We start from the raw sequence: 26,164 nt of genomic DNA on the forward strand, positions 1-26,164 counted from the left end.
CCTCGCTTGCGAGGGTTTTTTTTATGGTTTAGCCTAGAAAAAGTGTATAGGCGTCGTTGTCGGTTTCTTCCCAATAGGTGTAGCCAATTTCAGAAAGATAAGTGGCAACTAGGCTACGTTCTTCAGGAGGCACTTGCATGCCTGCAAGGACACGCCCGTAGGCCGCACCATGATTGCGATAGTGAAACATTGAAATATTCCAACGCCCACCGAGTTTATTCAAAAATAGCATTAATGCACCGGGGCGCTCAGGAAACTCAAATCGATAAATTACTTCGTTGGTCACACTCGCAGGTGCGTGGCCACCGACCATGTAACGAATATGAATTTTCGCCATTTCGTTATCCGTCAGGTCTGTCACTTCTAAATCATGCGCTTTGAGGGTATCGAGAAGCTCTTTGCGGCCATCATTGTCTGGCTTGATCTGAACACCCGCAAAAATGATGGCTTGATTATCATCACTGTAGCGGTAATTAAACTCGGTAATATTGCGCTTGCCGAGGGCTGTGCAAAACTGCTTGAAGCTGCCTGGGCGCTCAGGGATTTTTGCCGCGATAATCGCTTCACGTTTTTCACCCAACTCCGAGCGTTCAGCAATGTGTCGCAAACGATCAAAGTTAACATTCGCGCCCGAATCAATAGCGATCAGGGTTTGGCCAGAAATTTTTTCACGTTCAACGTATTTTTTGACGCCCGCAACGCCAAGCGCACCTGCAGGTTCGCATACAGAGCGAGTGTCATCGAATATATCTTTAACGGCGGCGCAGATTTCATCCGTTGTTACTGTGATGACTTCATCGACAAACTGTTTTGCTAATTCGAAGGTGTGCTCGCCAATTTGTGCGACCGCCACTCCGTCTGCAAAGAGACCGACTTGCGGTAGGATCACTCGCTCACCCGCTTCGAGCGCGGCTTTAAGGCAGGCCGCATCTTCGGGTTCGACGCCAATTACTTTAATGTCTGGGCGCAGGTATTTGATGTATACAGCGATACCCGCGATGAGGCCACCACCACCGACGGGCACAAATACGGCTTCGATAGGGCCGCTTTCCTGACGAAGGATCTCCATCGCAATCGTGCCTTGTCCGGCAATCACATCTGGGTCGTCGAAAGGTGGAATATAGGTGTAGCCTTTTTCACTGACAAGCCGTTTGGCGTGCGCTTGCGCTTCATCAAAGGTGTCTCCATGCAGGACAACACGCCCACCTCGAGCTTTTACACTGCTGACTTTTATCTCGGGTGTGGTTTTTGGCATGACAATGGTGGCTTTTACGCCCATTGCCTTTGCCGACATAGCTAGACCTTGTGCATGGTTTCCGGCTGAGGCCGTAATGACGCCTACCGCCTTTTCACTTTCGGTCAGCTGAGCCATACGGTTGTAGGCACCTCTGAGCTTGAAGGAAAACACGGGTTGCATGTCTTCACGCTTCAATAAAATTCGGTTGCCCAATCGGCTGGAAAGAGAGGGAGCGAGGTGGAGAGGGGTCTCGACTGCAACATCGTAAACCCGAGCTTCAAGAATTTTTTTGATATACCGGTGAGCCATAACGAACCAAGTTTGCCAAAGTGAATAAGAAAAGAGAACTGATGTTATCGGCTATAACCTCTAGCGTCTACAAGCATGGTAAGGTGTTGCGTATAATTAGCGATTATTCTGCCAACAATAGGTGAAAAGTGATGACACAGGATGAAATGAAAAAGGCTGTCGGCCAGGCGGCGGTTGACATGATTCGACCTCGTCTCGAAAAAGACATGATTATCGGTGTCGGTACGGGTTCAACGGCCAATTGTTTTATTGAGGCGTTGGCATCCTGTCGTGATCAGTTTGCAGGAGCGGTTGCTAGCTCGGAGGCAACCGCCGAGCGTTTACGTCAAGTTGGCATCGAGGTGTTTGATCTTAACAGTGCGGGATCCTTAGCGTTTTACATTGATGGCGCTGATGAGTTTGATGGTGCGCTCAACCTGATCAAAGGGGGAGGTGCTGCACTGACGCGTGAGAAGATAGTGGCGGCCGCTTCAAAAGAGTTTATTTGCATTGTCGATCAAAGTAAGCAAGTGGATGTGCTTGGGCGCTTTCCTTTACCGATAGAGGTCATTCCAATGGCGCGGTCTTATGTGGCACGTCAGTTGGCTGCACTGGATGGGCAGCCCGTGTATCGAGAAGGGTGTATCACCGATAATGGCAACATCATTTTAGATGTCCATCATTTGGAAATACTCGACCCTAAAGCCTTTGAGCGTTTCTTAAATAACATAGTGGGGGTGGTGACGAATGGCTTGTTTGCGAACCGTCCTGCTGATGTGGTGCTCATGTCGACACCCGCTGGTGTTGAAGAGCTGCGCGCACGTTCGTAATGTAAAAAGAGCCCCTGATGGGGCTCTCTCTACTCTAGTGGGCTCTTAATAAGCGGTAACATTGGTCAAGCGTGAGCCGTTTTCGCAGTAACGCGCCGCTTACGGTGAAAAATGCAAAGCTTGCCAAGGGTAATGTTAGCCAAAGGCCGAGATGCAATTGCGGTGCAATGTCCAGCAAATGAATGTAGAGCAAGGCAATAATGCCTTCGGCGATGATGGCCGCCATGAATCCACACAGTCCTCCGAGTAACATTAGCTCTAATAGGTCAAGCTGTTGGGTTTGCTTCGCATTTGCTCCAAGCGTCTGCAGTAAAGCGCCCTCATAGCGACGTTGCTCTAAGGCTTGCTGCAGGGTTAGCAACATGAGCATGGCGCCGCAAACGAGACTCAGCGCAAGAATCAGTGCCGAACTATCCCCTAAGCGCGTCAACCATTGATTGAGTTGCAGCAGCATTTGATCGATATCAATTAGGGTTAAGGATGGAAATGCTCGTACGAGTTGATTTGCCAGCTCTTGTTGCTCTTGCCCTAAACGAAAGCTCGTAATATAGGTCGCAGGAAATTGATTCAGAGTTGCTTCGTCAAAAATGACATAAAAATTAGGCTGGAAGGATGTCCACTCGACGCTGCGTAGGTTCGCAATTTGAGCTTCTACTTCTAATCCTGCTAAATCAAACCCTAAGACATCACCGAGCTTCAGCCCTAAAATTTGTGCCATTTCCTCCTCAACTGAGATCAGCGGGCCGGATGTCTCGCCTTGCCACCATTCGCCTTCGGTCATGATGTTGTGTGCAGGTGCCTGATTGCTCCAGCTCAAGTTCAACTCACGATTTAGCGTATTATGCTCAAGTTGTTCGGGCGTCATTTGGGCATGAATGGGTGCTCCGTTCAGGGTGGTGATGCGACCTCTGACCATCGGAAAAAACACGGCATTCACATTGGCGTCATCAAGAAAGCTCTGTAGCCCTTCGGTTTGCCAAGGCTGGATATTGACGACAAAGTAGTTGGGTGTGTCGTCAGGGATTTGCGCCTGCCAATCTTTTAGCAGGTCTGTACGGCTCACCCACACCACGCTCAGCAGTGTTAAAAGCAAAATCGCAACCGCAGACTGTAAACGGTGCCACTGACGTTGTTGGCGTAGGCGCATGACCAATAAACGCCCCAGCAACAGCCGTTTGGCCAGAGGTGTGGCAAGATGTTTCAAGCAGAATTGGGCGATGGTGCCCAGTACGGCTCCACCCAAGAGCAAGAAGGCCAATAAAATGAATGCCGCCATAGGTGCTTCTAGGAAGCTCAATAACACAACGAGCAGAAGCAGGGCACACATTACTTGTAATGCCAACCCGCGCCGTTCGGTTTTGATATCTTCATCTCTAAAGAGCGCACTGACTGAAACCTTTGATAGGCCCAAAATGGGCGGCAGTCCCAGTAGAACCAAGAGCGCTAGGCCAACACCCGCACCGGTAAAATAGCGCCAAAGAGCGGGAGCGGGCAGGGATTGAGGGAGGAGCTCATCTAGCCAGCGTGAAACCATGTGCTCCAGCGCGATCCCTGTAAACGAGCCCATAAGAGCAAGTACGGCCCAAGCCAATACCAGCTGCATCAAGTACAATACAACCATTGAGCGCTGTGTCATGCCGAGACTTAACAGCAAAGCGCAGCGAAGGTGCTGGCTTTGGCTAAAGCGCTTAAGGCTTAAGAATATGGTTAATGCCGACAGTAAAAGTGCAATCAATGACGTGAGTTTCAGATAGCTCAATGCGCTAGCCAAGGCATTGCCGCCTAAGGGTTGTTCATCCTGAAGTGAAAAAAGCCGCTCTTCATCACCGAGATTTTCCTTCAAAAACTGCGCAAAGGCAGTCACCTGTTCGCTTGATCCCGACAATAAAAGCCTGAATTCGGCTCGACTACCGGGTGCAAGAATCCCACTGGCTTCAAGATCCGCCTCATTGACCAGTATTTGAGGACTAAAGCTTCTGAATCCGCTGCCCCTGTCGGGAGAGCTGATCAGTTCAGCTTTGACGATGAGTTCGGTGTACCCCAATTCAATCCTGTCACCGAGGCTAAGGCCCAGCTGTGACATCACTCTGGCTTCGACCCAGGCATGCCCTGGCTCAGGGATGTCGGTTTCTTGGGAGGGGCGAGTTTGAATTTGGCCTCGTAAGGGATAGGGGGATTGCACGATCCGCACCGAACTCAGCATCATCTCGTCACCTGCACTGATCATGCTTGGAAACTGAATGACCGATGTGCTGGTTAGGCCTGCATCTGTGGCTTGCTGTAAGCGGAGAGTTTGAATGGGGCGTTGGCTGCTTAACACCATGTCTGCACCAAGGACGGACGCGCTCTCACGGAGTAAGCCGCGTTCGAGTCTGTCACCGAGGAGCGATAAAAGGGTTGTTAGGGTAATCGCGATCCACGTGGCAATGAGTAAGGCCCGCCACTCCGTTGTGCGCAGCTGGCCTTGCATCTGGCGTCTGAGTATGCGAACAGAAGCGCTCATAGCGACCTCTCAGTTAAGTGCCCATTATTAAGCGTGACGCAACGTTGGCAGCGTGAAGCAAGATCTGGATCGTGCGTAATCAGAATGAGCGTTGTTTGCTGTTCCGCGTTTAGTCTAAACAGTTGTTCAATGATTTGTTGGCCTGTTTCATCATCCAGGTTTCCGGTAGGTTCATCGGCAAAGAGTAATTGCGGCGATGTAACAAAGGCCCGGGCAATGGCAACGCGTTGTTGTTCACCGCCTGATAACTGAGCGGGGTAATGGTGAACGCGCTTTTCAAGACCGACTTCTTTTAACCACTGGAGTGCGTGTTGCTCGGCCTGTTTGTCTCCACGTATTTCCAGCGGCAGGCGTACATTGTCCAGCGAGCTTAATTCGGGTAGTAGATGGAAGGATTGAAAAATGAAGCTGATATATTGCGAGCGAAAGGCCGCTCTCTGTGCGTCATCCATCAAGGACAAATCGCGTCCTGCCAGTTTAATGTGTCCTGAGCTGGGTTGGTCAAGGCCTGCCAGTAAACTCAATAGCGTGGACTTACCGGCGCCGGATCGACCGATAATGGCTAAACTCTCACCGGGTTTGACTTGAAGCGAGAGTGCGGAGAAGAGTTCGAGCCGTTGCTCTTGTGCTGGAAAGGATTTTGCGACATTCTGAGCTTCAAGAATGAATCCATCAGGGGTAAGGAGTGTCATGCGTTATCTCATATCCATATTGCTATTAATCGGTTTGGTTAACACCGTACAGGCGAAAACCCTATTGGTCTTAGGTGACAGCTTGTCAGCTGCCTATGGTATTTCGCCGTCTGAAGGCTGGGTATCTCTTATGGCTGATCGATTGTCTCAAGAATCAGCCGACTATCAAGTTGTCAATGCGAGTGTGAGTGGCGAAACGACCAGTGGTGGCTTGAATCGTCTGCCATCTTTGCTCGCCACTCATACACCTCAGTGGGTGTTGATTGAGCTGGGTGCGAATGACGCATTAAGAGGAACCCCCATCTCTGTTATCCGTGAAAACTTATCCACTTTGATTGAGCTATCCTTAGCTGCTGATGCTCAAGTTCTGTTAATTGGTATACGCATCCCTTCTAACTATGGAGCGCGTTACGGCGACGCTTTTTTTGAGTTATTCACAGAAGTAGCAGACCATTATGAGGTTGATAGAGTTCCCTTTTTACTTGAAAATGTTGCACTTAATTGGGATCTCATGCAGTCTGATGGTCTTCATCCGAATGCACAGGCACAACCCGTGATACTCGACAATGTTTGGCCGTTTGTTGAGCGCCTGTTAGAAGATTAACGTAAAGTACCAATAGGATACACACCTATGAGATTAACGGCAGGGCTAGTTTGCCTGACGCTATTGTTTAGTTTGTCTGGTTGCACTGAGATTGCGAGACCTTCCACTGGCTCTTCGGCCGTTGTAGGTGAGTCGAGCAACATCGATTTTGGCGCTCAACAGCGGCTCTCTTCGCCAGAAATAACGGCACTCAATTGGTTTCCAAATTACCAGCAGCCTATTCTCCAATTCGAAATTTTGCTGGCGCGACAAACGCAATCGCAAGATCCAGAGCGGTTACAGACCCTTTTAAATCTAGCCTACTTATATGATGCGCAATTGTATGTGCTGTTTCATGAGCTCTTGGATTACTTGCCTGAACTGGCGCGCTCGCGTGAAATTAAAGAGCAGAATGAGTGGTTAGATCTGCGTGAAACACAAATGAGTGATGCTTTTGTGAAAAACCAAGGTGGGGATCTAGGCTCAATTCAAGCTTCGCAGGCGTTTATTGCCGATACGAGAAAGCGTATCGCGGTCATTGAGGAACGATTGTCGATTGTTAAAATTCGTTGATCCATCGCTCACCAGGAGGATGGCTTGCGTGATACATAAAAAAGACCGCTGAATGCGGTCTTTTCTGTAAAGTACGCGCGCTGAGGCGCAGAGCTTTTATACCCTGGTTGTGGATATTAAGCCGCTAGGTTCTGGTTTACAAATTCCCAGTTTACAAGTGCCCAGAAGCTTTTCAGGTAGTCAGGGCGTACATTGCGGTAATCGATGTAGTACGCATGCTCCCAAAGGTCGACCGTCAACAACGCTGTTTGGCCATTGGTCATCGGAGTGCCAGCATTGCTGGTGTTAACGATTTCTAAAGAGCCGTCAGCGTTCTTAACTAACCAAGTCCAGCTAGAGGCAAAGTTATTGACGGCTTTGTCATTGAACTCTTCTTGGAACTTCTCGAAAGAACCCCACTTGGCATTAATAGCATCGGCAATAGCACCTGTCGGAGCACCGCCAGCATTAGGTGCAAGGCAATGCCAGTAGAAAGTGTGGTTCCAAACTTGAGCGGCGTTGTTGAAAACAGGACCAGATGACGTTTTGATGATGTCTTCTAGGCTCTTGCCTTCAAACTCAGTACCCGGGATCAGGCCATTCAGCTTAACAACGTAGGTGTTGTGGTGCTTACCGTGATGGTAATCCAAGGTTTCTGCAGAAATATGGGGTTCAAGTGCATTTTTCTCGTAAGGCAGTGCTGGCAGTTCAAAACTCATTATAATCACCTTTAATTTGACAGGAGTTGGTGTTTAACGTTACGAAAAGAATTACGCCTTCACGCAATCTGTACCATCATATCACCGAATTGACATTCTATAACGGCACAAAAAATGTGACTTTTTGTCTTTAATAGGAGTCAGCCCCTTCGATTAAACACATATCAATCACTATATTGCGGCGCTTGCTTGAAAAACAAGGTTCAGTGGTTGAAAGATTCAGAATTAAGACGTTTTTCAAGGTTGAGAGATGTATCGCCCAATGCAATAAAGGCAGGGTTTTCCAGCGAGTCCTTGGTGTTGTAGCGCAAAGGCTCCAGTGTATTGGCATTGAGCAATACTCCACCTGCCTCAACCAAAATCGCCTGTGCTGCCGCTGTGTCCCACTCGCTAGTCGGTGTCATTCGGGGATATAAATCAGCCATCCCTGAGGCAATCAAGCAAAGTTTGAGAGAGCTCCCCATCGCGCTGGTGTTGACGTCGAAATCTTTTAATACTTGAGCGACGGCTTCAGCTTCTTTACGCCCATGGCGGCGGCTGGTGAGTAAATGAACGGTGTGTTCAATTGCACGAGTTTGAATGGGACTTGGCAATCCATTTTCTAAACACCAAGCTCCTAACTGGGTGCCTCCCCAGTAAAACGCTGATTTTGCAGGGGCATACACAATGCCTAAGATGGGGGTTTGTTGATCAATCAGCGCAAGGTTAACGGTAAACTCACCATTTCGTTGTAGAAACTCACGCGTACCGTCTAGTGGGTCAATCAACCAGTAGCGAGTCCAGCCTTGGCGTTCTGACCAATCAGGTATCTGTGCTTCTTCGCTCAAAATGGGAATGTCAGGGGTCAGCACACTCAGGCCTTGGGCCAGAATCCGTTCAGCGGCTAAGTCTGCGGCGGTCACAGGAGATTGATCCGCCTTTAACTGTGTGTCCCATTCATCTTGATGATACACCTCCATGATTGCGTCACCGGCGTTGCGAACCAATTCAAGTAATGACTCAATGGGCGGGAGGTTAGTGTGCATATGTGGCTCCTTTGGCGAATAACTCGATGAGCTTCAAAAATCAAATTGATCAGTTCATACTGGAGATAGGTTTAATCAATAGGGTAAGTGTTTCACTGATGATATTGGATTGGCAAGCGATAGACACAGTTTTGTTGGATATGGACGGTACTTTGTTGGATCTCCATTTTGACTCCTATTTTTGGTTGGAGTTTTTGCCTATGCGCTATGCGCAAGTGCATGCGCTTGAGCCAAGTGAAGCAAAGCAATGGCTGCATGAGCGCATAAAGCAGGAGCAGGGGCGTCTCAGTTGGTATTGTTTGGATTATTGGACAGAAGAGTTGGGCTTGCCTGTTGCGGCGCTAAAGCATGAAGTGGCCGAAAAGATTGGCTTTCGTCCGAATGTGCCGAGTTTTTTAAAGGCGTTAAAAACATCACACAAACGCAGTGTGATTGTCACCAACGCGCACCCTGATAGCTTAAATTTAAAGTTAGAACGAACAGGGTTGGCCAGTATGGTCGATGCGGTGATTTCGTCACACGAGTTTAAGGTGCCGAAAGAAGATCAAGCATTTTGGCATGCGTTACAGGAGAGAGAGCCCTTCTCAGCTCCACGAACCCTGTTGATTGATGATAGTCTCCCTGTCCTTAACTCCGCTGCTCGCTATGGTGTCGGCTACTTGCTGAGTATCGCTCAACCCGATAGTCAACTGCCTGCGCGCAGTGTTGATCGCTTTAATGCAATTCATGATTTTGAAGAGGTGATGCCAACGAATGACCCAACATTATGATTCTAGCCAATCAAAAGTGCGATTAGATAAGTGGCTCTGGGCCGCTCGATTTTATAAAACGCGTGCATTGGCCAAGCAAATGATTGAAGGCGGTAAAGTGCATTATGATGGACAGCGTGCAAAAAGTAGCAAAATGGTTGAGATAGGCGCAGAGCTGACCCTCCGATTAGGTTTTGATGAAAAAACCATTGTTGTCGTGAGTCTTGCCGACCAGAGGAGAGGAGCCGAGGAGGCTCAGCGCTTGTATCGTGAAACTCAAGAAAGTATTGAAAAACGAGAGATTGCAGCAGAGCAACGCAAAACCTACGGCAGCGCTCCCGAGCATCGACCGGATAAAAAAAGTCGTCGGGAGTTGCTGCGTATTAAGGGGAGCTGGGATTAGTCCCGGCCTCGACTGGCATCAAAAAAAGCCAGTTTTCCGACTAGTGGAATTCGGCTGACTAGGTGAAACAAAGGTTGAAGGTGCTTGGCAAGGCTGTTCGTACACTTGTGAAGCAGGGGGGTGTAGAAGCCCCAAGCAAGGATAGGCAGTGCGATGACTAAGCCGCCAACGAGAATGTCACTGAGCCAGTGCGCGCCTCCGACCAGTCTTGGAAAAATCATCAGTGTTGCAATTATAGCCGCCACATACGCCATCAAGTGACGAGCGCTCATGAGTAGGTAACCGGCCCAGAGTAACAAAATGGTTGCGTGGTCTCCGGGGAAACTGCGAGATGAGGCATCTTTAGCGGGGATGCCGGGGAATAGCTCAGTCAGTAAATAGGCAGGCTCTAGTACTCTAGAGGGGCTAGGTCCTGTTAGATCCATCGCTTTCGCAAATTCGTAGAAAAAATAGCGTAATGGAAGCAGTAAGCAGAGCAATACCACAAAGCCGATAAAGGCTTTTTGGAGCTCTGCACGAGGAATGCCCAGTTTAGGGAAAATGAGAAAGCACAGCATCACGACCGCCAATGCGAGGTCTTTGTAGCGTGTGTTTGCCCAAGCCCAGAGCCAAGCCCAAGTTCCGCCGCTCTCAAGGGATGAATTTAATGCAAAGAAAACCTGCTCATCCGCGGCTCTCCAGGCAAAAAAGCCCGCTGGCCACACAAAACTGAGCAGGAGCGCTAACGCAATTGCATGAAAGATAATCAGTGGGCGTAGCTGCCATTGATCTGAAAAAAAAGGTTTTGAGCTTGTCATACGAATGAATAGACCCATTATGTTAAAATATTTCTTTATGGTAACAGCGCAAGTGCGCCGGCTCCACTCTTAGAGTTAGCCGTTAAGGTGGAAATTGTGAATGAGCTCACCGGATAAAATTCAACGAATACTGTTTGACGATTTAGATGTGCGAGGTGTGGTGACAGGGCTGCAGGAAAGCTATCAGTCGGTATTGAGTCGTAACAGCTACCCAGCAAGCATCCAAACACTGTTAGGCGAAATGATGGCGGCCGTTACGTTATTAAGCTCGACGTTAAAGTTTGAGGGACGACTGATTTTGCAAGCGCAAGGCACGGGTGCCGTGCGTATGTTAATGGCGGAATGCACACACCATCAGCAGGTAAGAGCTGTTGCCAGAATTGATGGCGATGTTCCAGATGTTACCAGTCTTGCACAGCTGCTAGAGGATGGGCGTTTGGCTCTAACGCTAGAGCCTGCGGGTGGACAGCGTTATCAAGGCGTGGTGGGTTTGGAAGGTGAAACGCTCGCTAAATGCCTAGAGATTTACTTTAAGCAGTCTGAGCAATTGGCGACACGTATCTACTTGCAAGCCGATGGGCAGCAAGCCTCGGGTCTTTTGTTGCAGATGCTACCCAGCGCGAAGGCGAGTGTCGACGACTGGGAGCGAATTACGTTTTTAGCGGGAACCTTGTCAGCAGACGAGTTGCTCTCATTGGACAATGAGACACTGCTTTATCGTTTATTTCACGAAGAGGCGTGTCGGCTCTTTGAAGCGCAAACGCTTGCGTTTTATTGCGACTGCTCCCGGGAACGAAGTGAGAACGCACTCAAGCTCTTAGCTGAATCTGACCTGCTAGACGCCGCCGCTGAAGAGAGCGATGGTGTGTTAAAGGTTGATTGCCAATTCTGTAATGAGCGCTATTTGTTTACTCAAACGGACATTAAATCCCTTTTTGCTGAGTCGTCCCAAGAGGGTGGCGCGGGAGATTCCGTATTGCACTAACTGCAAAGATACGTTAAACCTTAGTCTAGCTAGGCAAATTTGTGAATGAGAAGAGTTTCTGCATTGTCCCAATGCGCGCTTTTTTATGTCATAATAGTCGGCCTTTAGAGTGTGAAAAAGTATTAGTATTTAGGCTCGGACATCTGTGTAACCTAAGCGATTAGCGGGTACTCACCGAGGCTTCTTGGCAGGGGTCTTTAAGGCTCTTCAGTAATTTTTTGGCATAGCGCCAAGGGAATTAGTAATGACTACAGAAACCGTCAAAATTGCACATCAGAACCTTAGCCCAGCTGAGTTAGTTGAGCGCGCCTTACAGCGTCAAGAAGGTGTGCTGGCTGATAATGGTGCACTGGTTGTCACAACCGGTAAGCGTACCGGGCGTTCACCGATGGATCGTTTTATCGTTAAGGATGCGACCACTGCCGATACCGTGGATTGGGGAAAGGTGAATCGACCGTTTGATCCTGAAAAATTCAATGCCTTATGGGATCGTGTGGCCAATTGGTTGAATGATGAAGAGCGCTTTGTATCCTATGTGCATGTTGGCTCGGATGACAATCATTACCTTCCAGTTAAAATGACAACGCAAACCGCGTGGCAAAATCTGTTTGGTTTAAATCTCTTTATTCGTCCCTCCGTGTATAACCCTAATTCAAAAGATGAGTGGGAAATTATCAATGCCGCTGGCTTCGTCTGTGAGCCAGAGCGTGATGGTACAAACAGTGATGGTTGCGTCATTCTAAATTTCACCGAGCGTAAAGTCCTAATTGCGGGCATGCGCTACGCTGGCGAAATGAAAAAAGCCATGTTCTCTGTGCAAAACTTCTTGTTGCCTGAGTTCGATGTGTTACCTATGCATTGTTCAGCCAATATTGGCGAAGACGGCTCTACAACCCTGTTCTTCGGATTGTCGGGTACAGGTAAAACGACCTTGTCTGCAGACCCTGAGCGCTTCTTGATCGGGGATGATGAGCATGGTTGGGGAACAGGCGTTGTCTTCAATATTGAAGGTGGTTGCTATGCTAAAACCATTAACCTGAGCCAGAAGAATGAACCCATTATTTGGGATGCGATTCGATTTGGTGCAATTGTTGAAAACGTTACGTTGGATGAAAAACGCGTCGCAGATTACAACGACACGTCGCTGACCGAAAACGGTCGCTGTGCGTATCCACTTGAGCACGTTGAAAAGCGCTCGTCTGACAACAAGGGTGCAGAACCTGAAGCCATCGTCTTCTTGACCTGTGACTTAACGGGTGTTTTGCCACCTGTTTCTGTATTAACCAAAGAAGCAGCAGCGTATCACTTCTTGTCTGGATATACAGCCTTGGTCGGCTCAACTGAAATGGGTTCAGGTGGTGGCATTAAGTCAACCTTCTCTACTTGCTTTGGTGCACCTTTCTTCCCACGCCCAGCGCATGTTTATGCTGACTTATTGATGAAGCGTATCAACGCCTTTGGTTCACGCGTGTACCTTGTGAACACAGGTTGGACTGGTGGCTCTTACGGAACGGGTCAGCGCTTCAGCATTCCGACGACGCGCGGTATCATTAGTGCGATTCAAAGTGGTGCGCTAAAAGATTGTGAGCTGGTTCATTTGCCAGGTATCAATCTTGCCGTTCCGACTCAGGTGCCAGGGGTTGATTCTTCTTTGTTGAATCCGCGCGAAACTTGGGCGAATCCGGCCGACTATGACGCCGCTGCAAAAGACTTGATTCAACAGTTTGTTGATAACTTCCAGAAATTCTCTGGTGTCTCTGAAGAGATCATTAAAGCAGGTCCACAGTTGTAAGCGTCTAACACTCATATAAAAAAGCCCTTGATCGCGGTCAGCGTCAAGGGCTTTTTTGTAGCCTTCATTTGTAGCGTTCAATCCATCGTTCACGTGGAGTGGCTTTTTACATGTCAGTCGACTTTAAGCTTATAGTCCATGCTTTTTAGAAATTCAGATTCATTTTCAAGATCTGCACATGTCAGTGGATGATGGTCAAGCCATCCTGACGGGAAGCTTAGGTGTAGCTTATTACCATCGACTTGCAAGCTGAAGGCCGGTAAGCGTGCTTTGCTACGGCTACGATGAAAGATGACGGCCAAGCGAAGCAAAAGACACAAACGCAGATACGCATCGCGTTTTTCGTCCGGTAGCGTTTTGTATTCGTCTTTAGGGAGTTTGCGACGATGTCCTTTGGCTAAAAAGGCCAGCATTTGCTGCTCTAAATGACTGAATCCTGCCAAGTCACAGTGTTGCAGTAAATAGGCACTGTGGCGATGATAACGGTTGTGCGAAATGGTCAATCCAATTTCATGAGTGCGTGCTGACCAGCAGAGCATGTCATGGAATTCTGGATCATTCAGCTGCCATGCGTCTTTGACTTGTGCGAGCAGAATCAGTGCAGTAGCTTCAATGCGATAGGCGTGCTTGCTGTCAATGTGGTAACGTTGCATCAAGGCATTGATTGTCCGTTCACGCACGTCTTCATGGCGTAAACGCCCAGCCATATCGTAAAGTACACCTTCGCGAAGCGCACCATCCGAAAATGCCATGCTGTCAATATCCAGCGACTCAAAGGCGGCATCGAGAATGGCGACCCCTGCAGGTAATACGGCTTTGCGCTCGGGTTTAATCGTCGAAAGCATCAGTTGGTCCGAATGTCCGACCTGAAGTAAGTGAGCTTTAAGTTTGTTTAAAGCTTCGCGTGTAATCATACCATTCGAAAGGCCGAGTTCTGTGCAGGCTTGCAAGGTGGCTTTTATCGTGCCAGAAGAACCCACGCAGCTGCTCCAGCCTAAGCGCTTATAGTTGCGTCTGATGGATAAAAGCTCCTGTTGTGCAGCCATTTTGGCCTTGTAAAAGCCAGACTCAGTAATTTTTCCATCTAAGAAAAACTCTTCATGGAAGCTTACGCATCCCATTTGTAGGCTTTCGAGCAGTTGGGGTTCAAAGCGTTCGCCGATAATAAACTCGGTACTGCCGCCGCCAATGTCAATCACTAAGCGTTTGCCTGAGTCGTCTGCAAGGCTATGAGAAACACCTAAGTAGATAAGACGTGCTTCTTCATGTCCAGCAATGATTTGAATCGGTAGGCCCAAGATTTGAGCTGCTTTCTGTGCGAATTCATCGCCATTAAGGGCTTCTCGTAGCGCGTTGGTTGCAACCGCACGTATTGATCGGCGAGGTAGCTCCGTTAAACGTTGAGCAAATCGGCTCAGACAATCGAGCCCTCTTTGCTGTGCTTCAGGTGTTAAAAGCCCTTCGTCGTCCATACCGGATGCAAGCTGTACTTTTTCCGACATGATATCAATGGGTTTTAATTCACCCTCAACATAGCGTGCGACGACCATGTGAAAACTATTCGATCCAATGTCGATGGCCGCCATCAATGCGCCGGGTTTATTGGGATCAATTGTGGCTGATTGTTCGTACATTGATTCTAATCTCTAATTTACTTTTAACAGAGAGTACTGGCTAAATGCCTATTCTGCCAGACCCTTTCGTGCTTAAGAAGCTTTTCACTATCTAGGTGATAGGGTATACCTATGAATATTCAGTTCACAATCAGTAAAAACTGGTGTTATTATCCATGTATAATCGATTACAAAGCACCAAGTGCAATGGAGAGAGAAGTTCATGAGCGATATTATTGTTAACGTCACCGACGCAAGCTTTGAAGATGAGGTGGTGAAGTCTGATAGCCCCGTCTTGGTCGATTATTGGGCGGAGTGGTGTGGCCCATGCAAGATGATCGCCCCTGTCCTTGAGGAAATCGCTAAGGAATACGAAGGGCAGCTCAAGGTGTGCAAGCTGAACATTGATGAAAACAACGAAACGCCGCCAAAGTTCGGTATTCGCGGAATCCCAACGTTAATGCTGTTCAAGGGGGGGAACGTTGAAGCGACTAAGGTAGGTGCATTGTCGAAGTCACAGTTGTCAGCTTTTATTGATGCAAATCTGTAATTGCTGAAACGGATGCGCGATTTACGTCGGTATATCGCGCATTTTGTTATCAGAAAACTAGACACCAGCTCATAAAATCTTTATATTTCCCTTATCTTTTACGTGTCGTTAGATGTTACTAGGTACAATAATCGTTACCTTTAGTTTCGATTGCTGTAATTAATCTTTCCAATCAATCCTCCGGCTACCATTCAATATCAGCCCACTCTTGGCTGCATCCAAAGAAACTATGAATCTTACCGAATTAAAATTAAAAAGTGTTCCTGATCTTCTAGAGATCGCAAATACCATGGGCCTACATAATATGGCTCGGTCTCGCAAACAAGATGTTATTTTTGCAATCTTGAAAAAACATGCCGTCAGTGGAGAAGACATCTACGGCGATGGTGTTTTGGAGATACTGCAAGATGGCTTCGGGTTTTTGCGTTCAGCAGACTCTTCGTACCTGGCAGGTCCCGACGACATTTATGTGTCACCTAGCCAAATACGACGCTTTAATCTACGAACGGGCGATACCATTGCAGGTAAAATTCGCCCACCAAAGGACGGTGAGCGTTATTTTGCACTGCTTAAAGTCAGTGAAATCAACTTCGACCGTCCTGAAAATGCCAAGAACAAAATCCTTTTTGAAAACCTCACCCCTTTATTTGCTCAGTCCCGCATTCGGATGGAAGTGGGAAATGGCAGTACCGAAGATATTACGGCACGCGTCATTGACTTGGTTTCACCTATGGGTAAAGGTCAGCGTGCGCTGATTGTGTCTCCGCCAAAAGCGGGTAAAACCTTAATGCTGCAAAATATCGCCAACAGCATTACGCGTAATAGCCCAGATTGCTACTTGATTGTCCTCTTGATAGATGAACGTCCTGAAGAAGTGACCGACATGCAGCGTACGGTCAGAGGTGAAGTTGTAGCTTCAACCTTTGATGAGCCGCCATCACGTCACGTTCAAGTGGCTGAAATGGTGTTGGAAAAGGCAAAACGCTTAACCGAGCATAAAAAGGACGTTGTTATCCTTCTTGATTCGATTACACGTTTGGCGCGTGCCTACAACACAGTTATTCCATCCTCCGGTAAGGTATTAACGGGTGGTGTTGATGCGCATGCCTTAGAACGCCCCAAGCGCTTCTTTGGTGCCGCTCGAAATATTGAAGAAGGTGGAAGCCTTACCATTATTGCCACGGCGCTGGTCGATACGGGCTCTAAAATGGACGAAGTCATTTACGAAGAGTTCAAGGGAACGGGTAATGCTGAGGTTCACCTTGATCGTAAAGTGGCCGAGAAACGAGTGTTCCCAGCGATTAATATTCGTCGTTCCGGTACGCGCAGAGAAGACCTACTGACCACGGAAGATGAGTTGCAACGTATGTGGATTCTCAGAAAGTTACTTGATCCAATGGAAGACGCAGCGGCGACAGAGTTTGTTATTGATAAGCTAAAAGATTTCAAAACAAATGATGAGTTCTTCTTGTCGATGAAGCGTAAGTAACGATCTATTTCGATGTTGCTGACGTAAGTGTAACATCTTCAAACAGGTAGCGACCGCTTTGGCGTCGCTACCGCTCTCAAAAAAGTTATTGCCATGTCTACACCAAAATACAAAGATCTCCGAGATTTTATCCGAATGCTGGAGCAGCGCGGTGAACTGAAGCGCATCAAACAGCCTATCAATCCTGTTTTGGAAATGACTGAAATCTGTGATAGAACGCTGCGAGCCAGCGGGCCTGCGCTATTGTTTGAAAACCCTGTTGGCTTTAAATACCCTGTCCTTGCTAACCTGTTTGGAACCCCTGAGCGTGTTGCGTTAGGCATGGGTGAAGAGTCTGTTTCGGCGTTGCGAGATGTGGGTAAGTTGCTGGCACAGCTGAAAGAGCCTGAACCGCCTAAGGGTTTTAAAGACGCTTGGGAAAAACTGCCAGTGTTTAAGCACGTCTTGAATATGGGGCCTAAGTTGGTACGTTCGGCACCTTGTCAGGAATATGTCATTGAGGGTGATGATGTTGACTTGTATCAGCTGCCAATTCAGACCTGCTGGCCGGGAGATGCTGGACCTTTAGTGACTTGGCCACTGGTCATCACGCGTGGGCCGAATAAACCGCGTCAAAACCTAGGTATTTACCGTCAGCAGCTCATTGGCCGCAATAAGCTGATTATGAGATGGTTGGCCCATCGTGGGGGAGCACTAGACTTCCGTGAATGGCAACAGGCAAATCCTGGGCAGCCGTTTCCCGTTGCCGTGGCATTGGGAGCTGATCCCGCGACTATTTTAGGTGCCGTGACTCCGGTTCCTGATACGCTGTCGGAGTATGCATTCGCAGGTTTATTGCGCGGTGGCAAAACGGAATTGGTTAAGTGTATTGGCAATGATTTGCAGGTGCCTGCAAGCGCTGAGTTTGTTCTCGAAGGGTATATTTACCCAGATGAGATGGCGGATGAAGGGCCGTTTGGGGATCATACGGGCTACTACAATGAAGTGGATCGTTTTCCGGTCTTTACGGTTGAGCGAGTTACGCACCGTAAAGACCCGATTTATCACAGCACCTACACGGGGCGGCCACCGGACGAGCCGGCCATTTTAGGGGTTGCTCTGAATGAAGTTTTCGTGCCGATATTGCAAAAGCAGTTCCCCGAGATCATTGATTTTTATTTACCACCCGAGGGCTGTTCTTATCGGATGGCGGTTGTGACGATTAAAAAACAGTATCCTGGTCATGCAAAACGTGTCATGTTGGGTGTTTGGTCATTTTTGCGCCAATTTATGTACACTAAGTTTGTTGTTGTTTGTGATGATGATGTCAACGCTCGCGATTGGAAAGACGTGATTTGGGCGATTACCACACGAATGGACCCTTCTCGAGATACCGTCATGATTGAAAATACGCCGATTGATTATCTTGACTTTGCATCTCCTGTTTCTGGCTTAGGCTCCAAAATGGGGATGGATGCGACCAACAAATGGCCTGGAGAAACTCAGCGTGAGTGGGGAGAGCCCATTGCGATGAGTGATGACATCAAGCAGCGAGTGGATGAGTTGTGGGATAGTCTAGATATCCTTGGAGGAGCACAGAATTGAAAAGTTACACGACAGATATCGTCAATGTCAGTTTATTGAACCATGATGTGTATCGAGTCCGTTTACGTTTGGCAGACGCTCAGCAACGGTTGGAATTTATTGCGGGCCAATATTTGGATTTAGAATTGCCTGATGGGCGCAAAGCATCTTTCTCGATTGCGTCTGCACCTGATCAAAGCAGCGATTTGGAACTGCATATCCGTGCGATGCCCGAGAGCCTTTTAAATACAGCAATCTTGACGCATCTGCAGACCCAGCCACAGGTGCGTGTCACCTTGGGTATGGGGACCTGTTGCCTAGATGTACACAGATTGAAGCCTGAGCAGCACTTAATCTTTGTGGCCGCAAGCACAGGATTTGCTCAAATTAAAAGTATGGTTGAGCATTTGCTCGCCAATCAAGTGATGAATCCCATCGATATTTATTGGGGGGCTCGTCAGCGTGAAGATATGTATTTAGTGGATTTGCCGCATCAGTGGTCCAAAGAGCATAAAAATGTGCACTTTGTGCCAGTCTTGAGCGAGGAGGATGCTGAATGGATGGGGCGTAAAGGAATGTTGCCCAGCGCAATTCAAGAAGACCTGCCGAGTGATCTGACTCAGTTAAGGGTTTACATTAGTGGGTCACCTGCCATGGTATACGCATTAGTGGATGTGTTGGAAGACAAAGGCGTGCAGGAAGATCAGATCTTTGCGGATGCGTTTGCCTATGCGCCAAGGCCTGTGCGACAGGTTTAAGTTGGTGTGTATTGCTGTAAAAAAAAGGGTCATAACAGACCCTTTTTTTATGCATCCTGTAGTGCAGTGTTTAGGTTGCTTTGAGTGCCGGGGGTGGCAAGGGTAAATCAGGGAGTTGGCTGCTCAGAAGCTCAATACTCCGATTCAGTTGCTCGCTGGCCTCAAGAGGTTTGCCGAGATGCTTCAAAAGTCTTGCGTATTCTGCGAGATGTTCAGGTGTCTCCTGAGACGCCAGAGTCATTTGATAATACTCAGCGGCTTCTTCCCACTCTTGATTGAGAAGGGAGAGGCGAGCAAGGGCTAATCTTAGCCCGTGGCTCTCAGGGTGTGCGGAAAGCCATGCCTTCGCTTGATCAAGAAGCTTTCGTGGCTTGGCGATCTGTACTTGTCCATACAGCTCAATCAGTTTTTCACTCCAACTGTTGTTGAGCGTCTCGCGCAGTAAGGTTTCGGCTGCTGCAAACCCCTTGTGTTCGATGAGTTGCTGGGCGTATTCAGCCACCACGTCATTTTGTTTCGCAACTGTTTTGGGTAAGGTAACCCAAAGGCTTTGCAAATGCTTGACGGCATTCTCGTCGGTGAGGGTGTTTTGCTGTTTGAACTGCTTAAGAAGACCCAAACAAGCGTCTTTTTCAATGCGCTGCAACTGCGAGTTGGTCAGTGCTTCGTATTTTTTTAGGTCTGGAAGGAGGTCAACGAGACCTTGCCAGTCATCGAGCCCCACATAGACTTCTTTAAGCAGAACTAGAATTTGTTTGTTTCGCGGTTCTGTCCGACGAAGGTTTAACAGAAGCGTGAGTGCGGCTTCCACTTGTCCACGGTTGACCTTGAATTGAGCTTCAGTGATTTTAATGGTTACGTCGGCCTCAGGGGCTGCTTTTAAGGCCTTTTTTAGCAACAAATCAGCGTTCTGGTGGTCACCACCTTCATTGGCGGCACGTGCGGCTGCAAGGTAGTTAATCAGCGGAACGCCGGACTTTTCAGCTGATTGGCTGAGCAAGTTCTGTGCCTTCAAACAGTCGCCTTGTGACAGTTGTAAAAAGCCTTTAAGGGTTTCTTTGTTTGCTGCTTTTTGCTGTCTTTTTTCACGCCAGTTACGGAATTTCTCCCAAGGCAGGTGAGTGTTAAAAAACAGATTCACAAGGCCATGAGCAATGAAAAAGGCGATAAGGCCCGCAATTAAGAATACCCAAAGAGTGGTTTCAATCGTCGTTTGCTTGAAAGCCACTAATACATATCCAGTGTCTTGCATCATGAGCTGACCAGCCCATGCACCAGCGACTAAGACGATGAGCACCAGTAGAAAGAAACGTTTCATTAATTGCCTCCTTCTCTTTGTAAGCGTCTGACTTCAGCCATGTGATCCTTGAGTGCGTTGAGAGACGTGGCAATTGAAGGCAGCTCTGGCGCGACTTGGAAGGATTTAAGTTCTTCTATGGCACGCAGCAATGAAATAGCATTGGCTTCTGTTGTGTCAAAGTAGTCTCCGATCCAGGTTGATGCCTTCGATAAGCTCTCTTCGTATGCGCCTTGACGACGTTGTAAAAGGGCGGTCTGCGCCTGCTCAAACATTAAGTGGAGATTCTGCTGTAAATAGTAGATTTGATCCGGGGCCAATAAGGGAGCAATCGGTGCATCTCTGTGTTGAATAACAATCAGTTGATCCAGCTTGTCCATGGCTTTGTTGAGTGCCGCTTTGGCGCCTGCTCCCCAGCTCTCTTTTAAAGAGTCCGGTGTCACATCATCCAATAAATTGGGTAGTTGGCGTTGATCAGAGGGGTGAGACATGCGCAGTTGTGCCGTTTGTTGGCTCATTGCGCTTAAGCGTAAGAAAATGCCCTCCACGTCCAGTCTTGGCACGCCTTCCAAAGCACTGATGTCTGCCGCTAAGCTTTGACGAATTGGGTATAGCGAAACATCGTCAGCTTCTTGTAACACCTTATCGGCGGATCTGAGCAGAGCCAAGGCGCCTGATGCCGAATTTTCCATTAAGACGCGCTGGTTAGCCAGACGCAGTAAGTACTCAGCTTCTGCCAGTAACCAGTCTTTATCGGCAACCTGCTGTTGTGCATTCATTTGTTGTACGGCTTGCGTTAAGCGGCCATGCAGCGTTTCGATGCTTTGTTCCGTTTGTGTGCTCAATGAGCGCAGTTGTTCAGTGCGCTCTTGAACTTGGCCTAACTGTTGACTAAGGCCGCTGATGCGCTCGCTGCTGTCCGCTTTAGCACTGGCTAGTGCGCTGTCTAGGTTTGCAGAGAGAAGTTGCAGTTGAGTGCGAGATTGCTCGCTGGACCAATACATATAGCCACTTAGACCCAGCGCCGCCACTGACAACACTAAAGCGACCTTCCCTGACCAGCTCGATGAGTTGGGTTGGGTCACAGGCGCCACTTCAGGCTTGGTGGGTGTTTCTGTAGACGCTATTTTGGGCTCGGCACTAGGTTCCGCTGCGGATGCACTTGGGTCGCTTGCGCTTGCTTCGTTAGTGTCAGGGCTGGAAGGCGTTGGCTCATCTGCACGATTGCTATCGGTTGCAGGGGCCGTTTGTTCAGGTTGAGTTTTCTTGGTCGTGCTATCGTTCTTCTTCTCTGGTGTGTCTTTCATGCCGGTTGTTCCAATTCGTTGGCAGGAAGTATTGCCTGAACCATTGATTCATCATCTGGTCCAGACGCAACCCTGACCCGGGTGAATCCCAAACCTTGTGCTAATTCAGCAATTCTTTGGCTGGGAACGATTAACAAGCTTAAAAAAATTGATTGGCGCTGCTCTGTGGAAAGCTGGCCTACGATGGACAATAGGTTGGTCAGCACCTCGCCACTGGTTGCTAGAATGGCAGCAGGTGGGTGAGCGATCACAGCGTCATAAATAACCTGTTCAGAATAGCGGGGGCAGCGACGATAGTAAACTGTTCTATAATCGACTTTAGCACCACGTTGGGTGAGTGTGTCGTAAATAAGACGTCGGCCGTCTTGTCCGCGAAGGATGAGGACGCGTTGCCCTGCAACCCTTTGAAGACGCGCGTCCGCCAGTAAACTTTCGGAGTCGAAGCCCATTTCAACAGACCAAGCCGGAATGTCTAAACTTTGCAGGCGTTTGCAGGTCTGTTGGCCAATGCCGATCCACTCGACGCCGATGGGCAATTGAGGCCAATAGGTATCGATCCAGTCATACGCACATTCAGCTGCATTAGGGCTTACAAAAATAACGAATTGATAGGTATCGATATTTTGGATGCTGTCTTTTAATGGCCAATAGTCCGCTGTATTTATCTCGGTAACAGGCTCGATTTCCAATGCCGGAAGTGCGACGGCCTGTGCCCCTAGCTGCGCCAAGCGTTCACATTGAGCAGCGTTTTGATGCGCTGCCCGCAATACCAAGACATGACGGCCTTGTAAGGGTTTATCCATGTGATGCATAAACACTTTTTAACACGTCATCAGCACCCGCCGCCAATAAACGTTCGGCAAGGGTGATGCCCAAGGATTCGGCTTGATCTCTAGGGCCGCGAATGTCATCTCGCAAAACAAGGGTGCCATCTGGGCGTCCGACCAGTCCTCGTAACCAAAGCTGATCCCCTTCTAGCAGAGCGTAGCATCCAATGGGTACTTGGCATCCACCTTCAAGACGGCGGTTCATGGCGCGCTCGGCCAAGACTCGGTCAGCGGTGTCAAGATCATGCAGAGGTTGGAGTAGTGCGATGAGTTCATGATCGTCTAGTCGACACTCAATCCCAACCGCGCCTTGGCCGCCGGCTGGCAGGCTCTCTTCAGCGGGGATTTCCTGACGGATGCGCGTTTCAAGTTGCAGGCGAATCAAACCTGCGGTCGCAAGGATGATGGCATCAAACTCTCCCGCATCCAGTTTACCAAGGCGTGTTTGCACATTGCCGCGTAAGCTTGAAACAATTAGGTCGGGGCGACGTTCACGGATTTGGACTTCTCGGCGTAACGATGAGGTGCCAACGCGTGCGCCCAGTGGTAAATCATCCAGAGAATTGAAATGATTGCTGACAAAGGCATCTGTCGGCTTTTCGCGAGGGCAGATCACCGCAAGGCCTAATCCTTCAGGGAACTCCATAGGCACGTCTTTCATAGAGTGGACGGCTATGTCTGCTCGATATTCGAGCATGGCGGTTTCCAGTTCTTTGACGAATAGCCCTTTGCCTCCGATTTTGGCCAAGGGCGTGTCGAGGATTTTGTCGCCTTGGGTGACCATTGTGACCAACTCGATCGTTAATTCGGGGTGGTGACGTTCCAATTCGGATTTCACGTATTCTGCTTGCCAAAGAGCAAGCAGGCTACGACGCGTAGCAATTCGTATGGTTCTGCTCATAATGTGGGCCCTGTCACCGCGATTAATCATCTTAAAATACATGGGATTGTATCAGAAGACAGTGTTTCAGGCGAAATCCTACGTCCATTATGATGATAACATTGGTATAATTGCGTTTATTTTTTAGCCCTTCACGGAGATCTCAACATGAGTGAAAAAACCAATCAACAGTGGGGCGGACGTTTCTCGGAGCCTACCGATGCGTTCGTTGCTCGTTTTACCGCTTCAGTCATGTTTGATCAGCGTCTATTTAGACAGGATATTCAGGGATCAATTGCGCATGCGCGTATGTTGGCAAAGGTTGGCGTCTTAAGTGATGTGGAGCGTGATGACATTATTCGCGGGTTAAGCGAAATCCGTGTGGAAATCGAGCGAGGTGAGTTTGAGTGGTCGATTGAACTCGAAGATGTGCACATGAACATCGAAGCCGCCTTAACACGTAAAATTGGCATTACGGGTAAGAAGTTACACACAGGCCGTTCACGTAATGATCAAGTCGCTACGGATATCCGTTTGTATATGCGTGATGAAACGGATTTGATTTTAGACGAAATCAGTCGTTTACAAAGTGGGCTGTTAGATCTGGCTGAGCGTGAGGCCGATACAATCATGCCGGGCTTTACCCATTTACAAACGGCGCAGCCCGTCACGTTCGGTCATCATTTAATGGCTTGGTTTGAAATGCTCAGCCGTGATTACGAGCGCTTTGTGGATTGCCGGAAACGGATTAATGTTCTGCCGTTAGGTGCTGCCGCATTGGCGGGTACAACCTATCCGATTGATCGTTTTTATACCGCAGAGCTGCTTCAATTTTCGGCACCAACTAATAACTCGTTGGATGCCGTCTCAGATCGTGATTTTGCCATCGAGTTTTGTGCAGCATCCAGTTTGTTGCTGATGCACATGACACGTATGTCTGAAGAGTTGGTGTTGTGGACATCCTCACAGTTTAATTTCATTAACTTGCCGGATCGTTTCTGTACGGGCTCTTCAATTATGCCGCAAAAGAAAAATCCAGATGTGCCTGAATTGGTTCGCGGTAAAAGTGGACGCGTGTACGGTCATTTGGTGTCGTTGCTGACATTGATGAAGTCTCAACCGCTGGCGTACAACAAAGATAATCAAGAAGATAAAGAGCCGCTGTTCGATACGGTCGATACCGTTAAAGGCTGCCTGAGAGCCTTTGCAGATATGATCCCTGCGCTTGAAGCTCGTAAAGACGTCATGAGAGAAGCCGCACTGAGAGGCTTTTCAACCGCAACGGATTTGGCTGATTATTTGGTTCGCAAAGGTGTTGCCTTCCGTGATGCGCACGAAATCGTTGGATTGTCTGTCGCCTATGGTGTTCGCACACAGAAAGACCTAGGTGAAATGTCACTTGACGAGTTGCAACAGTTTTCAACAATCATAGAGGCCGATGTGTTTGATGTGTTGTCGCTGGATGGATCCGTCGCCGCTCGGAATCATATTGGTGGCACCGCACCTGATCAAGTGAGATGGGCTGTGCAACAGGGGCGTCAAATGCTCCAAGCGCGTTCAGTCGACTGATTCAGCAGAGGCATCTGGTGTTCTCTAGATGCCTTTATTCACCGAAGGTTTGAGGAAGGGCGATGCTACAGATCATCTCTGCGTTAGTGCCTATTTTTGCGTTGCTGATGATAGGTTTTCTGGCTCGCCGCCACGGATTTCCGGGTGAGGGATTTTGGGCGCCCGCTGAGCGTTTTACCTACTACCTGCTGTTTCCAGCCTTATTGGTGAATAGTTTGAGTCAGGCCAGTCTTTCAGGAGGAGAGTCTGTACGAATTGTATTGGCTGTTTTGGTCCTGTTGGCCATCGTCAGTGGCATTTGCATGTTGCTCAAGAAACGCTTAGAGGTTGAATTTGCAACCTACACGTCGTTTTATCAAGGCAGTATGCGTTTTAATACCTTCGTTGCCTTGGCCACCACTTCGGCACTCTTGTCATCAGCGGGCTTAGTGGTGGCTGCCATTATTGCCGCGGTGATGATTCCTGTTCTTAATATACTCTGCGTTCTGGTGTTCTCCAGTGAAAAGGGTATTGGCTCCAATCTATTGCCCACGCTTAAGGCGCTCGTGACTAATCCACTGATTCTTGCCTGTTTTGCTGGGGTTCTTGTCAATCAACTGGGTGGGTTGCCATCGACGATTTCTGCTACTCTCGGGTTGTTAGGGCAAATGGCATTACCCTTAGGATTACTGTCCGTGGGGGCTGCGCTTAACCTGAATGCACTGAGATCGTCCGGGCGGGTGCTGTATGTCTCGTCGGCAATCAAACTTCTGTTGTTCCCTGTTATTGCGTGGGGGGTTGCCTATGGGTTTCAGTTGTCCGAGTTGGCCTCTCAAGTGCTGATCATTTTTGCCGCTATGCCTACAGCCACGTCTGCCTATATTCTTGCTCGTCAGCTTGGGGGCGATGCGCCATTGATGGCCGCGATCATCACGGCACAAACGCTCTTTGCGATGGTGACCTTACCCTTGGTTTTGTCATTTGTCGGGTAAATTTAGCGCTTTTTTACGACTTTCGTGGTAAAGCGAATTAATGCTTGATTTTATTTCTGGATGTGAAAAACTATTGCGTCGATAGTTTTAAATTATAGAACGCTACGTTCGTTTGCACGCCAAGCATCTAGCGCCTATTTCGCACGACGAGTTTGTCACTAACCTATTACAATTGCGAGATACGA

At 48.5% G+C, this 26,164-nt stretch carries 24 protein-coding genes; 13 read left to right on the plus strand and 11 right to left on the minus strand.

The genetic code is table 11. From position 1 onward, the window contains the following. Nucleotides 1-28: 28 nt before the first annotated feature. On the minus strand, nt 29-1,546 hold the full coding sequence (gene ilvA, locus F5971_RS10635) for a threonine ammonia-lyase, biosynthetic (protein WP_193494965.1): 1,518 nt from the start codon (nt 1,544-1,546) through the stop codon (nt 29-31). A gap of 131 nt (nt 1,547-1,677) precedes the next feature. Here ilvA and rpiA point away from each other — a divergent pair, with 131 nt between their 5' ends. Further along, complete coding sequence (gene rpiA / locus F5971_RS10640) at nt 1,678-2,355, plus strand: ribose-5-phosphate isomerase RpiA (RefSeq protein WP_036511843.1); 678 nt, start codon at nt 1,678-1,680, stop codon at nt 2,353-2,355. A gap of 34 nt (nt 2,356-2,389) precedes the next feature. Here the strand turns inward: rpiA and F5971_RS10645 are convergent, their stop codons facing one another. Together F5971_RS10645 and F5971_RS10650 are read right to left on the minus strand one after the other, a co-directional pair. After that, entirely contained in the window at nt 2,390-4,858 is a 2,469-nt protein-coding gene (locus F5971_RS10645) for an ABC transporter permease (RefSeq protein WP_193494966.1), read from the minus strand. Beyond that, nucleotides 4,855-5,550, minus strand: a complete 696-nt coding sequence (locus F5971_RS10650) for an ABC transporter ATP-binding protein (protein ID WP_193494967.1) — start codon at nt 5,548-5,550, stop codon at nt 4,855-4,857. Before F5971_RS10650 ends, F5971_RS10645 begins: the two co-directional genes overlap by 4 nt. On the opposite strand from F5971_RS10650, the gene F5971_RS10655 reads away from it, so the two are divergent. Then, nucleotides 5,549-6,154, plus strand: coding sequence for an arylesterase (locus F5971_RS10655; protein ID WP_036511853.1), 606 nt, complete (start codon nt 5,549-5,551; stop codon nt 6,152-6,154). The two genes, F5971_RS10650 and F5971_RS10655, sit on opposite strands and share 2 nt — an antisense overlap. A 27-nt stretch (nt 6,155-6,181) precedes the next feature. Further along, nucleotides 6,182-6,706, plus strand: coding sequence for a hypothetical protein (locus F5971_RS10660; protein WP_036511855.1), 525 nt, complete (start codon nt 6,182-6,184; stop codon nt 6,704-6,706). A gap of 116 nt (nt 6,707-6,822) precedes the next feature. Here the strand turns inward: F5971_RS10660 and sodB are convergent, their stop codons facing one another. Both sodB and cysQ read right to left on the minus strand, forming a co-directional pair. Then, nucleotides 6,823-7,404, minus strand: coding sequence for a superoxide dismutase [Fe] (gene sodB / locus F5971_RS10665; protein ID WP_193494968.1), 582 nt, complete (start codon nt 7,402-7,404; stop codon nt 6,823-6,825). A gap of 203 nt (nt 7,405-7,607) precedes the next feature. Further along, the gene (gene cysQ / locus F5971_RS10670; RefSeq protein WP_193494969.1) at nt 7,608-8,429 is read right to left on the minus strand and encodes a 3'(2'),5'-bisphosphate nucleotidase CysQ; all 822 of its coding nucleotides are present in this window, start codon (nt 8,427-8,429) and stop codon (nt 7,608-7,610) included. A 26-nt stretch (nt 8,430-8,455) separates the two neighbouring features. Between cysQ and yrfG the strand changes: the two genes are divergently transcribed. Further along, nucleotides 8,456-9,199, plus strand: coding sequence for a GMP/IMP nucleotidase (gene yrfG / locus F5971_RS10675; protein WP_343042608.1), 744 nt, complete (start codon nt 8,456-8,458; stop codon nt 9,197-9,199). After that, on the plus strand, nt 9,183-9,581 hold the full coding sequence (hslR, locus tag F5971_RS10680) for a ribosome-associated heat shock protein Hsp15 (RefSeq protein WP_036511859.1): 399 nt from the start codon (nt 9,183-9,185) through the stop codon (nt 9,579-9,581). The genes yrfG and hslR overlap by 17 nt, the downstream gene beginning before the upstream one ends. On the opposite strand, the gene F5971_RS10685 is transcribed toward hslR, so the two are convergent. Beyond that, nucleotides 9,578-10,378 (minus strand): phosphatase PAP2 family protein, encoded by an 801-nt coding sequence (locus F5971_RS10685; protein WP_193494970.1) that lies wholly within the window; start codon nt 10,376-10,378, stop codon nt 9,578-9,580. The genes hslR and F5971_RS10685 overlap by 4 nt on opposite strands. A gap of 100 nt (nt 10,379-10,478) precedes the next feature. On the opposite strand from F5971_RS10685, the gene hslO reads away from it, so the two are divergent. Next, nucleotides 10,479-11,363: an Hsp33 family molecular chaperone HslO gene (hslO, locus tag F5971_RS10690; RefSeq protein ID WP_036511863.1), complete on the plus strand. Its 885-nt coding sequence runs from the start codon at nt 10,479-10,481 to the stop codon at nt 11,361-11,363. A 244-nt stretch (nt 11,364-11,607) separates the two neighbouring features. After that, nucleotides 11,608-13,155 carry a phosphoenolpyruvate carboxykinase gene (locus F5971_RS10695; protein ID WP_036511865.1) on the plus strand — a complete coding sequence of 516 codons (1,548 nt, stop codon included), beginning with the start codon at nt 11,608-11,610 and terminating at the stop codon, nt 13,153-13,155. 113 nt (nt 13,156-13,268) lie between these two features. Here the strand turns inward: F5971_RS10695 and ppx are convergent, their stop codons facing one another. Further along, nucleotides 13,269-14,789 carry an exopolyphosphatase gene (gene ppx / locus F5971_RS10700; RefSeq protein ID WP_193494971.1) on the minus strand — a complete coding sequence of 507 codons (1,521 nt, stop codon included), beginning with the start codon at nt 14,787-14,789 and terminating at the stop codon, nt 13,269-13,271. Nucleotides 14,790-14,991: 202 nt separating this feature from the next. On the opposite strand from ppx, the gene trxA reads away from it, so the two are divergent. The 4 genes from trxA (at nt 14,992) to F5971_RS10720 (ending at nt 19,128) form a co-directional block, all read left to right on the plus strand. Further along, nucleotides 14,992-15,318: a thioredoxin TrxA gene (gene trxA, locus F5971_RS10705; RefSeq protein WP_036511867.1), complete on the plus strand. Its 327-nt coding sequence runs from the start codon at nt 14,992-14,994 to the stop codon at nt 15,316-15,318. A 229-nt stretch (nt 15,319-15,547) separates the two neighbouring features. After that, on the plus strand, nt 15,548-16,807 hold the full coding sequence (gene rho, locus F5971_RS10710; RefSeq protein ID WP_036511869.1) for a transcription termination factor Rho: 1,260 nt from the start codon (nt 15,548-15,550) through the stop codon (nt 16,805-16,807). A 93-nt stretch (nt 16,808-16,900) separates the two neighbouring features. Continuing rightward, complete coding sequence (ubiD, locus tag F5971_RS10715; protein ID WP_193494972.1) at nt 16,901-18,391, plus strand: 4-hydroxy-3-polyprenylbenzoate decarboxylase; 1,491 nt, start codon at nt 16,901-16,903, stop codon at nt 18,389-18,391. Then, complete coding sequence (locus tag F5971_RS10720; RefSeq protein WP_036511874.1) at nt 18,388-19,128, plus strand: NAD(P)H-flavin reductase; 741 nt, start codon at nt 18,388-18,390, stop codon at nt 19,126-19,128. Before ubiD ends, F5971_RS10720 begins: the two co-directional genes overlap by 4 nt. A gap of 70 nt (nt 19,129-19,198) precedes the next feature. Here the strand turns inward: F5971_RS10720 and F5971_RS10725 are convergent, their stop codons facing one another. Genes F5971_RS10725 through hemC form a run of 4 tightly spaced genes read right to left on the minus strand, consistent with a single transcriptional unit; the run spans nt 19,199 to nt 23,460 of the window. After that, complete coding sequence (locus F5971_RS10725; RefSeq protein WP_036511876.1) at nt 19,199-20,446, minus strand: heme biosynthesis HemY N-terminal domain-containing protein; 1,248 nt, start codon at nt 20,444-20,446, stop codon at nt 19,199-19,201. Further along, entirely contained in the window at nt 20,446-21,732 is a 1,287-nt protein-coding gene (locus tag F5971_RS10730) for a uroporphyrinogen-III C-methyltransferase (RefSeq protein ID WP_036511877.1), read from the minus strand. The genes F5971_RS10725 and F5971_RS10730 overlap by 1 nt, the downstream gene beginning before the upstream one ends. After that, a complete protein-coding gene (locus F5971_RS10735; protein ID WP_246187794.1) occupies nt 21,729-22,535 on the minus strand; it encodes a uroporphyrinogen-III synthase in 807 nt (268 codons plus the stop codon). Before F5971_RS10735 ends, F5971_RS10730 begins: the two co-directional genes overlap by 4 nt. After that, nucleotides 22,528-23,460, minus strand: a complete 933-nt coding sequence (gene hemC, locus F5971_RS10740; RefSeq protein WP_223116313.1) for a hydroxymethylbilane synthase — start codon at nt 23,458-23,460, stop codon at nt 22,528-22,530. The genes F5971_RS10735 and hemC overlap by 8 nt, the downstream gene beginning before the upstream one ends. 147 nt (nt 23,461-23,607) lie before the next feature. On the opposite strand from hemC, the gene argH reads away from it, so the two are divergent. Both argH and F5971_RS10750 read left to right on the plus strand, forming a co-directional pair. Beyond that, nucleotides 23,608-25,008 (plus strand): argininosuccinate lyase, encoded by a 1,401-nt coding sequence (gene argH, locus F5971_RS10745; protein ID WP_036511879.1) that lies wholly within the window; start codon nt 23,608-23,610, stop codon nt 25,006-25,008. Nucleotides 25,009-25,070: 62 nt separating this feature from the next. Next, nucleotides 25,071-25,979 carry an AEC family transporter gene (locus F5971_RS10750; protein ID WP_193494973.1) on the plus strand — a complete coding sequence of 303 codons (909 nt, stop codon included), beginning with the start codon at nt 25,071-25,073 and terminating at the stop codon, nt 25,977-25,979. The last annotated feature ends 185 nt before the right edge of the window (nt 25,980-26,164 follow it).

The sequence above is a fragment of the Nitrincola alkalisediminis genome (assembly GCF_009821115.1).
Lineage (GTDB): Bacteria > Pseudomonadota > Gammaproteobacteria > Pseudomonadales > Balneatricaceae > Nitrincola > Nitrincola alkalisediminis.

Excerpts from the sequence above, each read along its gene's own strand:
- rho (WP_036511869.1), top strand. The coding sequence starts at position 15,548 with ATGAATCTTACCGAATTAAAATTAAAAAGTGTTCCTGATCTTCTAGAG.
- trxA (WP_036511867.1), top strand. The coding sequence starts at position 14,992 with ATGAGCGATATTATTGTTAACGTCACCGACGCAAGCTTTGAAGATGAG.
- F5971_RS10650 (WP_193494967.1), bottom strand. The coding sequence starts at position 5,550 with ATGACACTCCTTACCCCTGATGGATTCATTCTTGAAGCTCAGAATGTC.
- F5971_RS10735 (WP_246187794.1), bottom strand. The coding sequence starts at position 22,535 with ATGGATAAACCCTTACAAGGCCGTCATGTCTTGGTATTGCGGGCAGCG.
- F5971_RS10730 (WP_036511877.1), bottom strand. The coding sequence starts at position 21,732 with ATGAAAGACACACCAGAGAAGAAGAACGATAGCACGACCAAGAAAACT.
- sodB (WP_193494968.1), bottom strand. The coding sequence starts at position 7,404 with ATGAGTTTTGAACTGCCAGCACTGCCTTACGAGAAAAATGCACTTGAA.
- F5971_RS10655 (WP_036511853.1), top strand. The coding sequence starts at position 5,549 with ATGCGTTATCTCATATCCATATTGCTATTAATCGGTTTGGTTAACACC.
- cysQ (WP_193494969.1), bottom strand. The coding sequence starts at position 8,429 with ATGCACACTAACCTCCCGCCCATTGAGTCATTACTTGAATTGGTTCGC.
- F5971_RS10725 (WP_036511876.1), bottom strand. The coding sequence starts at position 20,446 with ATGAAACGTTTCTTTCTACTGGTGCTCATCGTCTTAGTCGCTGGTGCA.
- F5971_RS10685 (WP_193494970.1), bottom strand. The coding sequence starts at position 10,378 with ATGACAAGCTCAAAACCTTTTTTTTCAGATCAATGGCAGCTACGCCCA.
- yrfG (WP_343042608.1), top strand. The coding sequence starts at position 8,456 with ATGAGCTTCAAAAATCAAATTGATCAGTTCATACTGGAGATAGGTTTA.
- rpiA (WP_036511843.1), top strand. The coding sequence starts at position 1,678 with ATGACACAGGATGAAATGAAAAAGGCTGTCGGCCAGGCGGCGGTTGAC.
- ilvA (WP_193494965.1), bottom strand. The coding sequence starts at position 1,546 with ATGGCTCACCGGTATATCAAAAAAATTCTTGAAGCTCGGGTTTACGAT.
- argH (WP_036511879.1), top strand. The coding sequence starts at position 23,608 with ATGAGTGAAAAAACCAATCAACAGTGGGGCGGACGTTTCTCGGAGCCT.
- ubiD (WP_193494972.1), top strand. The coding sequence starts at position 16,901 with ATGTCTACACCAAAATACAAAGATCTCCGAGATTTTATCCGAATGCTG.
- F5971_RS10695 (WP_036511865.1), top strand. The coding sequence starts at position 11,608 with ATGACTACAGAAACCGTCAAAATTGCACATCAGAACCTTAGCCCAGCT.
- F5971_RS10645 (WP_193494966.1), bottom strand. The coding sequence starts at position 4,858 with ATGAGCGCTTCTGTTCGCATACTCAGACGCCAGATGCAAGGCCAGCTG.
- hslR (WP_036511859.1), top strand. The coding sequence starts at position 9,183 with ATGACCCAACATTATGATTCTAGCCAATCAAAAGTGCGATTAGATAAG.
- hslO (WP_036511863.1), top strand. The coding sequence starts at position 10,479 with ATGAGCTCACCGGATAAAATTCAACGAATACTGTTTGACGATTTAGAT.
- hemC (WP_223116313.1), bottom strand. The coding sequence starts at position 23,460 with ATGAGCAGAACCATACGAATTGCTACGCGTCGTAGCCTGCTTGCTCTT.
- ppx (WP_193494971.1), bottom strand. The coding sequence starts at position 14,789 with ATGTACGAACAATCAGCCACAATTGATCCCAATAAACCCGGCGCATTG.
- F5971_RS10750 (WP_193494973.1), top strand. The coding sequence starts at position 25,071 with ATGCTACAGATCATCTCTGCGTTAGTGCCTATTTTTGCGTTGCTGATG.
- F5971_RS10660 (WP_036511855.1), top strand. The coding sequence starts at position 6,182 with ATGAGATTAACGGCAGGGCTAGTTTGCCTGACGCTATTGTTTAGTTTG.